This window comes from Flavobacterium sp. 11, assembly GCF_002754315.1.
Taxonomy (GTDB): domain Bacteria; phylum Bacteroidota; class Bacteroidia; order Flavobacteriales; family Flavobacteriaceae; genus Flavobacterium; species Flavobacterium algoritolerans.
Genome location: NZ_PEFE01000001.1, coordinates 1,824,015 through 1,835,103, shown reverse-complemented (window position 1 = coordinate 1,835,103; position 11,089 = coordinate 1,824,015). Strand labels below are relative to the sequence as shown.

Here is an 11,089-nt window from a genome sequence, read left to right as displayed (position 1 = left end):
TTTTTTATTTATGTTCTAAAGTGGGTAAATACCATTTAAATTTCACCGCCATCAAACGAACCGAAATGATAACTAAAGAAGTTGTTAGGTATAAAACATCATTTTCTAAATTAAATTCCCGAAGGATAAAGAAAACAATTCCACCCAAAATACAAATCGTAGCATAAATTTCCCTTCTGAAAATAACGGGGATTTCAGTACACAAAATATCCCGAATAACGCCTCCAAAACAAGCTGTCATGGTCCCTAAAGCTACACAAATAACAGGATGAAGTCCAATATTTATTCCTTTTTCGAGACCTATCAAAGTAAAAACGCCCAACCCAATAGTATCAAATAAAAACAAAGAAGTTCGCAATCTGTCGAATTTTTTTCTAAAAATAATGGCCAATATGAATCCGATGATTATAACATAAACGTATTTTAAGTCCAGCATCCATCCCACCGGCGTTCTGCCAATCATGATGTCTCGCAAGGTTCCGCCACCCACGGCAGTTACAAAAGCAATAATAAATACCCCAAAAGGATCCATTTTTTTATTCATTGCCGTCAAAGCGCCAGACATGGCAAAAGCCATCGTACCGATGATGTCTAATAAATGGAACATACTGTTTTTTTGGATTTAAAAATGGATAAAAAGAATGCTTTTAATTGAATCTAATTCAGGCAAAATTAAAGAAAATACTCGTGTAACCAACTCCTATTGGCTACATTTAATCAACGTGTATTACAGCAGATAAATATTCGAATCCAAATATAGAAAACTGAATTTTCTCTATGTATCTTTGTTTTCTATAAATTAAATAGTTGTACCTCTTGAAACAAATCACTTCGATACAAAATCCATACATAAAATCTTTAGTGCAATTGCAGGAAAAAGCAAAAGCACGTAAACAATCTGGAACCTTTTTAATTGAGGGAAAACGCGAAATTTCTATTGCCATCAAGGGCGGTTACGAAATGGAAACGCTGTTATTTTTACCTGAAATTTGTTCAGAAAACGAAGCCCGTCAATTATCTAAAAATGCCGAATTGATAGAAATCAATAAAGAAGTGTATCAAAAACTCGCTTACAGAGATACCACTGAAGGCATTTTGGCTGTAGCCAAAACCAAATCGATGCAATTATCTGATTTGAAATTATCTGAAAACCCATTGATTCTTATTGCCGAAGCGCCGGAAAAACCAGGGAATATTGGAGCTTTGCTTCGTACTGCCGATGCTGCTAATCTTGATGCGGTGATCATTGCCAATCCAAAAAGCGATTTATACAATCCAAATATTGTGCGTTCCAGCGTGGGTTGTTTGTTTACCAACCAAATTGCAACCGGAACAACATCCGAAATTATTGCGTTTTTGAAAGAACGGAAAATCAATTTTTATTGTGCGACATTACAAAACTCGACTTCGTATCACACACAGGATTATACTACGTCAACAGCACTGGTTGTAGGAACAGAAGCCACCGGATTGACGGAGGAATGGCGAAAAGAAGCAACCCAAAATATTATTATTCCAATGCAAGGCGAGATCGATTCCATGAATGTTTCGGTTGCAGCAGCCATCTTGATTTTTGAAGCAAAAAGACAGAGAGGGTTTTAGATTTTTTGATTGCAAATTTCAAGATAAACCCAAGTATTTTTAGTTTAAAATTCAAATATACATTTGCATATCTCCCAACTTATTCTTATTTTTAGGAAATGAACAATGCCGTTATGACAGAAATAGATTTAGAAAAAGAAAACAAGGCAATTGCCCAAGAATATAAAGAATTGCTTCGCATAAGTTACCAAACTTTAACACCTGAAGACAAAAAATTAATCCGAAAAGCATTTGATGTTTCCGTAGAAGCTCATAAAGAGCAACGCAGAAAATCAGGTGAAGCCTATATCTTCCACCCAATTGCTGTGGCAAAAATTGTTGCTTCCGAAATAGGTTTGGGAGCCACATCCATCGCTGCTGCATTATTGCATGATGTGGTTGAAGACACACCAACTACTATTCAAGATATCGAACGTTTGTTTAATCCTAAAGTGGCTCAAATCGTTGAGGGATTAACCAAAATATCCATGGTTCAAAAAGATTTGAATGCATCATTACAAGCCGAGAATTTCAGGAAAATGATTCTTACACTGAATGATGATGTTCGAGTGATTTTGATTAAACTAGCCGATCGTTTGCACAATATGCAGACTATGGAATCGATGCAGGAAGACAAACAAACTAAAATTGCATCGGAAACTTTATACATATACGCACCATTAGCGCATCGACTGGGGTTATACAACATAAAAACGAAGCTAGAAGATTTAGGGTTAAAGTACACTGAACCTGCCGTTTACAATGACATTGTAAGCAAAATAAAAGAAACCAAAGAAGAACAAGATGCTTACATCGCTGATATTACTGCCGTTCTAAAAACAGCTTTGGATGAAGAAGGGATTGAGTACATTATAAAAGGTCGTCCAAAATCTATCTATTCTATTCGTCGAAAAATGAAGGCGCAAAACGTAAGCTTCGATGAAGTGTATGATAAGTTTGCCTTGCGAATCGTTTACAAATCAAATCCCCACGACGAAAAATTTCTCGCCTGGAAGATTTATTCTATCGTAACGGATCATTACAGACCAAGCCCAAGTCGTTTACGCGACTGGATTTCGTCACCAAAATCTACTGGCTACGAAGCATTACATATTACAGTAATGGGACCAAAAGGACGCTGGGTTGAAGTTCAGGTTCGAAGTGAACGCATGGATGAAATTGCCGAAAAAGGATACGCAGCGCACTACAAATATAAAAATGGCGCTACTGAAGAAAGCGGTCTGGATGTATGGCTTAATTTACTAAAAGAAGCTCTGGAAAATTCAGAAACGAATGCAGTAGATTTTGTGGAAGATTTCAAAATGAATTTATATTCTAAAGAAATCTTTGTGTTTACCCCAAAAGGAGAAATAAAATCATTGCCAAAAGGCGCCACTTCACTTGATTTTGCTTTCAGCATTCATTCCGAAATAGGAATTAGAACCAGAGGAACACGTGTTAATGGGAAATTAGTTCCTTTGAATTTCGAATTAAAAAGTGGTGACCAAATTGAAGTCATTACTTCACAACATCAAAAACCTACGGTCAACTGGCTGGATTACGTAACTACATCCAGAGCCAAAACGAAAATAAAAAATGTTTTAAACGAAAACACCAAGAAAATTGGCGAAGAAGGAAAAGAACTCCTAACTCGAAAACTAAAGCATTTAAAAATAACATTGAACGAATCAGTGGTTAACGAATTGGTTAACTTTTTCAAACTTAAAACCAGTTTAGATTTATTTTACAGAGTGGGAATTGGTGCCATTGAAAACCAACAACTCAAGGATTACGCAGCCCAAAAAAGCAATACTTTCATTAATTTTTTCAAAAATAAAATGAAACGTTCGCCAAGCACCGCTGACGAAGACATCCATAAACCAATCATTAGCAGCAGTTACGACATGCTTGTTTTTGGTAAAGAACACGATAAACTGGATTACAAATTATCGCCTTGTTGCAACCCAATACCTGGTGATGATGTATTTGGATTTGTAACCATCAACGAAGGAATAAAAGTGCATAAAAAAGATTGCCCGAACGCCATTGGGATGCAATCCAACTATGCCTACCGAATAATGACAGCTAAATGGATTGACTCTTCACAAGAAGAATTCAAAGCCATCATAAACATAACCGGAATGGATGTTTTAGGACTCACAAACCAGCTAACAAAGGTAATTTCCAACAATATGCATGTTAATATTCAGAGTATTTCTTTGAGTACCGATGCAGGGATTTTTCATGGTCAAGTTGCGGTAATTGTTCAAAACAACACCATTTTGAAAAAAATGATCAACAACATCAAAAAAATTGACGGAATCGATAAAGTAACAAGGGTTTATAAAACATAGAAAAAAATCCAGTTTTTAGTTTCAAATCTCAATTTGTTCTACGTGAAAATAAAAAACTTGAAACTAAACAAACCTTAAACTTTATACTTTAAACTAAAAAATTTATCTTTGCCCGCATATGACACTCATTTCCACAGATAACACCAAAAACCAAGAAATTGTAAAAAATGTTTTTACAATGTATCTTGAAAAAAAAGGACATCGCAAAACTCCTGAACGTTATGCTATCCTTCAGGAAATTTACGATAGCGAAGAACATTTTGATGTAGAGAACCTTTATATCAAAATGAAAAATAAAAACTATCGTGTGAGTAGAGCAACTCTTTACAATACGATTGAATTGCTATTGGATTGTGCTTTAGTGCGTAAACACCAATTTGGACAAAATCAAGCACATTATGAAAAATCATATTTTGACAAACAGCACGATCATATTATAATGACGGATACTGGTGAAGTAATTGAGTTTTGTGATCCAAGAATTCAAAGTATCAAAAAAACAATCGAAGAAATATTCGACATAGAGATTACCAACCATTCCTTATATTTATATGGAATAAAAAAACAAAAATAGTACGGATAACTTACTAGTTGTCCCTTCAATATATCACTAACTACAAAATAACAGATAGAATGACCGTAGATTTATTACTAGGATTACAATGGGGAGATGAAGGAAAAGGAAAAATTGTTGATGTTCTAACTTCAAATTATGATATTATTGCTCGTTTTCAAGGAGGTCCAAATGCAGGACACACTTTGGAATTTGACGGAATAAAACATGTTCTTAGAACTATTCCTTCTGGTATTTTTCATAAAACTGCTGTAAACATCATTGGAAATGGAGTAGTAATTGATCCTGTTGTTTTTCAAAAAGAAATTGAAGGTCTTGAAAAATTTAATTTAGACATCAAAAGCAAATTAATCATTTCAAGAAAAGCACATTTAATTTTACCAACACACCGTTTATTAGACGCTGCTTCTGAGGCTTCTAAAGGAAAAGCAAAAATTGGTTCTACATTAAAAGGAATTGGCCCTACTTATATGGACAAAACCGGAAGAAACGGTCTTCGTGTAGGTGATATCGAATTAGAAGATTTTGCAGATCGTTACAGAGCTTTGGCTGACAAGCATGAAGCAATGATTAAATTCTACGATGTTGCTATCCAATACAATTTAGAGGAATTAGAAAAAGAATTTTTTGAAGCCATCGAAGAACTAAAAAAATTAGATTTCATCGATAGTGAAGAATATTTACACCAAGCTCAAAAAGCAGGTAAATCAATACTATGTGAAGGTGCTCAAGGTTCATTATTGGATGTTGATTTTGGAACGTATCCATTTGTAACTTCATCTAACACAACTGCTGCAGGTGCTTGTACCGGTTTAGGGATTGCTCCAAATAAAATCAAGGAAGTATACGGAATTTTCAAAGCTTACGTAACACGCGTAGGAAGTGGTCCTTTCCCTACTGAACTTTTTGACGAAGATGGTGCAACTATGGCACGTGTAGGAAATGAATTTGGATCAGTAACCGGAAGACAAAGACGTTGTGGCTGGTTAGACTTAGTAGCACTTAAATATGCTGTTCAGGTTAATGGTGTAACGCAACTGATGATGATGAAAGGCGATGTACTTTCAGGATTTGAAACGTTGAAAGTATGTACGGAATACAATTATAAAGGAGAGAAAATTTCTCATTTCCCTTATAACATCGAACCAGAAAATGTAACTCCGGTTTATCAAGATTTCAAAGGTTGGAAACAAGATTTAACGGGTATGACTACGTATGATGAATTACCGACAGAGTTGAAAGAATACATTCAATTCATTGAAAAAGAAGTGGAAGTTCCTATCAAAATAGTTTCTGTAGGTCCAGACAGAAAGCAAACTATTCTAAAATAAGATTACTAAACGCTCTGAAATTCAGAGCGTTTTTTTTAGTTTAAAAATCAATACAACCGAATGAAAAATCCAGCTATTAAAATCCAAAAAACCGAATTGCTATCAGACAATTGGTACATCTTAAACAAAGTAACTTTTGACTATCAAAAAAAAGACGAGTCCTGGATTACCCAAAGAAGAGAAGTTTATGATAGAGGAAATGGCGCCGCTATTTTGCTTTATAACACACTACAAAAAACAGTTATTCTAACACGACAGTTTCGCCTCCCAACCTATCTTAACGGAAATGAAACCGGAATGATGATTGAGGTTTGTGCTGGACTTTTGGACGCAGACAATCCTGAGCAATGCATCATTCGAGAAACCGAAGAAGAAACAGGATACCGCATTTCTAAAGTAAAAAAGGTAATGGAAACGTATATGTCTCCGGGTGCAGTAACAGAAATTTTATATTTATTTATAGGTGAATACGATGAATCCATGAAAGTGAGTGACGGTGGTGGAGTAGCACATGAAGAAGAAAATATAGATGTAATGGAAATGTCTTTTGACGAAGCCTATGCTATGATTGAATCCGGTCAAATGCAAGATGCAAAGACCATTATGTTGTTACAATATGCCAAAATAAACAGTCTTATTTAATGAACAACACAACTAAAGGGATTTTATTTGCACTGTTAGCTACCTTTCTTTGGTCCGTAAATATGGTAATCGCCAGTGGGATAAAAGGTCATATTCCTCCTGTTGGATTGGCTTTTTGGCGCTGGACAGTTGCTTGTATTGTTTTGGCTCCGTTTGCCATAAAAAGCACTCTTGAAAATTTCAAAATTGTAAAGAAACACATTCGGTATCTTACGCTTACAGCAGTATTAGGCATCACTATTTTTAACACGCTGATTTATTTTGCAGGAAAAACAACAAGTGCAGTTAATTTATCATTAATCGCCATTTCGATTCCCTTGTTTATTGTTGTCCTTTCCAGAATTATTTTTAAAGAGAAAGTTTCCAATGTAAAAATAGTGGGAATTGCAACCATAATCACAGGAGTTTTAGTGCTTATTTCCAAAGGTTCCTTACAAGCATTACTCCATATCAACTTCACCATTGGAGATGTATTGATGCTAGTGGCTTGCTTCTTTTTTGCTTACTACACTATTTTAGTACGTAAAAAACCAGACGAATTAAGCCCAAAAGTATTTTTGTTTAGTGTTTTCGTAATTGGTACAATTTTACTGTTCCCTTTTTATCTGTATGAACATATCTATTATAAAAAAGTGATTTTTGACACTAAAACAGTCTCGGTAACCACATACGTTGGCGTTTGCGCTTCCTTAATTTCTTTTTATTTATGGAACGAAGCCATTCGATTAATTGGAACCTCAAAAACAGCATTGATTTATTATTTGATTCCCGTTTTCAGTGGGATTCTGGCGTATTTTTTTCTAAATCAAGCTATTTTGCTAACCCAAATCATAAGTATGGGAATCATTATTTCCGGGTTATTAATTACCAATAAGAAGTAAAAAATTAAACTTTTGACAAAATAGAAAAGCAGAATAAAAATAAATTTATTCTGCTTTTCTATTTAAAAGATATAGTGAAAATTACTATTTATTAGGCTGCGGGGTCATTCTTAAATACGGTTTTACCCTCTCGTAGCCTTTTGGAAATTTAGCCGCAATATCTTCGTCTTTAACTGCAGTCGAGATTACTACTTTATCACCATCTTTCCAGTTGGCCGGCGTTGCAACGCTATAATTAGCTGTCAATTGCAAACTATCAACTACACGCAAAAGTTCATCAAAATTTCTACCGGTTGACGCAGGATAGGTCATCATTAATTTTATTTTCTTGTCTGGTCCAATTATAAAAACCGAACGAACCGTGAAACTCTCACTTGCGTTGGGATGAATCATATCGTATAATTCAGCAATACGCTTGTCTTCATCGGCAATTATAGGGAAATTTACAGTTGTATTTTGAGTTTCGTTGATGTCTTTGATCCACTCCATGTGCGAATCTACTCCATCAACACTCAATGCGATTACTTTTACATTTCGTTTTTCAAATTCAGGATAATAATTTGCAACTGTTCCTAACTCCGTGGTACAAACAGGTGTGAAATCAGCTGGATGAGAGAACAAAATACCCCAAGAATCTCCTAACCAATCATGAAATTTTATTTTTCCTTGTGACGTTTCTGCTTCAAAATCAGGAGCAATATCGCCTAATCGTAATGTTGCCATAGTAGTTTATTTTATTAATTAGTAACACTGTAAGTTATTGAAATAAAAGCAATAAAGGAGGAAACTAATCTTAAAATTGTACTAATTTTTGTAAAACCCAGAAAGCAATACTTCCAAAAAATGTCATTAGGAGACCAAATGCCCTAGCCCTGATTGTCCCGAAGTTTCGGGAGCAATCCTTTTGTTTTTTTCTTAAAAAAACAAAAGATATAGTGTAGAGCAGGACACGAGCGAAGCGAACTGACGAAGTAAAAAGCTCCTGAAAAGACGTCTTATTTTTTCTTTAAATTTGGTAAAAAGAGCGCTATAATCCCTATCAAAGGCAAATACGCACAAAGATAATACACGTACGTTATGCTGGTGTGATCTGCAAGATTCCCCAATAAAGCAGAACCTAAACCACCCATTCCAAAGGCAAAACCATAGAAAAGACCAGAAACCATTCCGAGTTTTTTAGGCAATAATTCTTGTGCATAAACTAAGATTGCCGGAAATGCAGAGGAGATTATGATTCCTATTAAGACTGATAAAACGCCTGTCCAAAACAAATCGACATACGGCAACAATAAAGTAAAAGGTGCGGCTCCCAAAACTGAAAACCAAATCACATATTTTCTTCCGAATTTATCGCCTAACGGTCCTCCGATTAAGGTTCCAATAGCACAAGAAGCCAAAAATAAAACCAAATGAAATTGCGCTTCCTGAACCGATAATCCAAATTTTTCGATTAAATAAAACGTAAAATAGCTGGACATACTGGCCATGTAAAAGAATTTTGAAAATATCAGAACCAACAAAATTCCCACTGAGATTACAATCTTTTTTTGGGATAAATTAGGCAAATCGATTACGGCTTTCTTGGTACTTCTTAAACTTAAATGGTTTTGGTACCAAAGTGCAATTCTACTCAAAACTATCAATCCGATAATGGCAACAACCACAAACCAAATGATGTAATATTGTGAATTAGGAACCACAATTAAGGCTACTAATAAAGGACCGATAGCTGTTCCAGCATTGCCTCCCAACTGGAAAATGGATTGTGCCAAACCACGCTTTCCTCCAGATGCCAAAAAGGAGATTCGGGAAGCTTCAGGATGAAAAATCGAAGAACCAATACCAACCAAAACAACCGAAATTATAATCATTGAAAAACTGGAAGCATACGATAAACATACGATTCCGGATAAGGTAAACAGCATTCCGAAAATTTGAGAAAAAGGCTTTGGTCGTTTGTCCGTATACAAACCAACCAAAGGCTGTAATATAGAAGCCGCCAATTGATAGGCCAAGGTGATTAACCCGATTTGTGTGAAGGTTAAATTGAAATTTTCTTTTAAAATAGGATACGCTGCCGGAATTACGGCTTGTAATAAATCATTCAATAAATGGGCGAATGCAATAGAAAATAATATAGAATAAACGGTTTGCTGAGCAATAGGAGTTGTATCTATTTTTGATACAGTATCAAGAGATGAATTCATATTTTTAAAAAAACTATATTACTAATTATTGATCCATATTAGATTAAAAAAATTAAACAAACTGAACTACAAAATACCAAAATAACAAGGTGATAAACGACAACGGGATTCCAAAACCTATCATCATACTGCTTAAACGAGGTTTTAAACCGTGAGTAGAAGCTAAAATACAAGCGGTAATCATGGGTGCCATCGCTGACTCTAATATGGCAACCTGAATAATTTTAGAATGCTGTTGCAAAATTACGACATACAACACGTAAATGAGAGCCGGAGTCAATATTAATTTATACAAAAGTCCCAGTCCTAAAAACTTCCAATGCTGGCTTTTCCGGTCAAAACGCAGTTGCAAACCAACAGAAAGCAAAGCCAAAGGTGTCACTCCACTTCCCAGTTTTTGCAATAAAAGCTGAACGTAATCCTGAAAATCGAAATTAAAAACATTCATCAAACAGGCAATTAAAAAAGTTATAAATGGAGGAAAAAAAAGAATTTTTTTGGCGATTTGAAAACCGCTAGGGTTGCCACTGGAATATAAAGTTGCTACCAGAATTCCTAAGGTAGAAAGCACCACAAAAGAACCGGGTTGATCGACTAAAATAGCCGTTTTCAAACCTTCTTCTCCATATAATGCTTCAATTATTGGGTAACCTAAAAAGGAAGTATTGCCCAAACCTGCCGTTAAAATCAAACATCCAATGAGTTTTTTAGACCAGCCAAATTTGCTGCCTAAAAAACTAAAAAATAAATAGGATACAACAAATCCAATCCAAGCAACTCCAATTGGGAATAACAATTCATTACTCCATTTTATTTTTGGAATATAATACAAGGCCAGCGCTGGGAGACAGATATAAATAACAATCTTGTTTAATAGCTTGTAAACAGTTACAGGAAACCCTTTTATATTTTGGAATACAATGCCTAGAAATAAAAAAACAAAGATTAGGATGAAATTAGTCATAGCTTAATTTGATTACAAAAATACCATTTAAATTTATTTTGAGAAGTAGAAAAAACTGCTTTAGATGCTACAATATGTTAAAAAAGCAACAATAATTGGAAATTACAATTTTAGACGTATATTTGTAATATATTTTATTACAGTATGATTTCAGGTAAATTTGCAATAACAATACATATCCTCACCTTACTCACTAAATTCCCAGATGAATATTTATCTTCAGAATTTATAGCAGGAAGCATGAACTTACATCCCGTTTTGGTAAGAAAAGAAATTGCAAACCTGAAGAAAAATAATATTGTAGAAAGTAAAGAAGGCAAAAACGGCGGTACAAAATTATTAAAATCGGCATCAAACATTTCGTTAGACACCATTTTCAAAATGACTTTTGACACTGTTACTTTGGGATTTTCAAAAAACACACCCAATCCAAATTGCCCTGTCGGAAAAAAAATAAATGAAAATTTAGAAAATTTATATGAAAATATCAATGAAAAAATCAGCTTACAATTAAGCGGTATTACATTGGAAAATTTTTCTAATCAATTTTAAAAC

11 protein-coding genes are annotated in these 11,089 nt (G+C 34.6%); 7 read left to right on the top strand and 4 right to left on the bottom strand.

What is annotated here, in order from left to right; translation table 11 throughout:
- Window positions 1-4: 4 nt before the first annotated feature.
- Window positions 5-607, bottom strand: a complete 603-nt coding sequence (locus CLV00_RS08060) for a trimeric intracellular cation channel family protein (RefSeq protein ID WP_099714626.1) — start codon at window positions 605-607, stop codon at window positions 5-7.
- A 209-nt stretch (window positions 608-816) separates the two neighbouring features.
- Here CLV00_RS08060 and CLV00_RS08055 point away from each other — a divergent pair, with 209 nt between their 5' ends.
- The 6 genes from CLV00_RS08055 (at window position 817) to CLV00_RS08030 (ending at window position 7,363) form a co-directional block, all read left to right on the top strand.
- Window positions 817-1,602, top strand: coding sequence for an RNA methyltransferase (locus CLV00_RS08055; RefSeq protein ID WP_099714625.1), 786 nt, complete (start codon window positions 817-819; stop codon window positions 1,600-1,602).
- 113 nt (window positions 1,603-1,715) lie between these two features.
- The gene (locus tag CLV00_RS08050; RefSeq protein WP_099716282.1) at window positions 1,716-3,935 is read left to right on the top strand and encodes a bifunctional (p)ppGpp synthetase/guanosine-3',5'-bis(diphosphate) 3'-pyrophosphohydrolase; all 2,220 of its coding nucleotides are present in this window, start codon (window positions 1,716-1,718) and stop codon (window positions 3,933-3,935) included.
- Window positions 3,936-4,053: 118 nt separating this feature from the next.
- Window positions 4,054-4,509 (top strand): Fur family transcriptional regulator, encoded by a 456-nt coding sequence (locus tag CLV00_RS08045; protein ID WP_035670620.1) that lies wholly within the window; start codon window positions 4,054-4,056, stop codon window positions 4,507-4,509.
- 59 nt (window positions 4,510-4,568) lie between these two features.
- Complete coding sequence (locus CLV00_RS08040; protein ID WP_099714624.1) at window positions 4,569-5,840, top strand: adenylosuccinate synthase; 1,272 nt, start codon at window positions 4,569-4,571, stop codon at window positions 5,838-5,840.
- 60 nt (window positions 5,841-5,900) lie between these two features.
- Window positions 5,901-6,482: a GDP-mannose pyrophosphatase NudK gene (nudK, locus tag CLV00_RS08035; RefSeq protein ID WP_099714623.1), complete on the top strand. Its 582-nt coding sequence runs from the start codon at window positions 5,901-5,903 to the stop codon at window positions 6,480-6,482.
- The gene (locus tag CLV00_RS08030; protein ID WP_099714622.1) at window positions 6,482-7,363 is read left to right on the top strand and encodes a DMT family transporter; all 882 of its coding nucleotides are present in this window, start codon (window positions 6,482-6,484) and stop codon (window positions 7,361-7,363) included. Before nudK ends, CLV00_RS08030 begins: the two co-directional genes overlap by 1 nt.
- Before the next feature lie 84 nt (window positions 7,364-7,447).
- Here the strand turns inward: CLV00_RS08030 and CLV00_RS08025 are convergent, their stop codons facing one another.
- The 3 genes from CLV00_RS08025 to CLV00_RS08015 all read right to left on the bottom strand — a co-directional run bounded on the left by CLV00_RS08025 (window position 7,448) and on the right by CLV00_RS08015 (window position 10,534).
- A complete protein-coding gene (locus CLV00_RS08025; RefSeq protein ID WP_099714621.1) occupies window positions 7,448-8,086 on the bottom strand; it encodes a peroxiredoxin in 639 nt (212 codons plus the stop codon).
- 272 nt (window positions 8,087-8,358) lie between these two features.
- Window positions 8,359-9,570, bottom strand: coding sequence for an MFS transporter (locus CLV00_RS08020; RefSeq protein ID WP_099714620.1), 1,212 nt, complete (start codon window positions 9,568-9,570; stop codon window positions 8,359-8,361).
- A gap of 52 nt (window positions 9,571-9,622) precedes the next feature.
- Entirely contained in the window at window positions 9,623-10,534 is a 912-nt protein-coding gene (locus tag CLV00_RS08015) for an AEC family transporter (RefSeq protein ID WP_099714619.1), read from the bottom strand.
- Between the two features lie 144 nt (window positions 10,535-10,678).
- On the opposite strand from CLV00_RS08015, the gene CLV00_RS08010 reads away from it, so the two are divergent.
- On the top strand, window positions 10,679-11,086 hold the full coding sequence (locus tag CLV00_RS08010; protein WP_099714618.1) for an Rrf2 family transcriptional regulator: 408 nt from the start codon (window positions 10,679-10,681) through the stop codon (window positions 11,084-11,086).
- Window positions 11,087-11,089 lie beyond the last annotated feature (3 nt).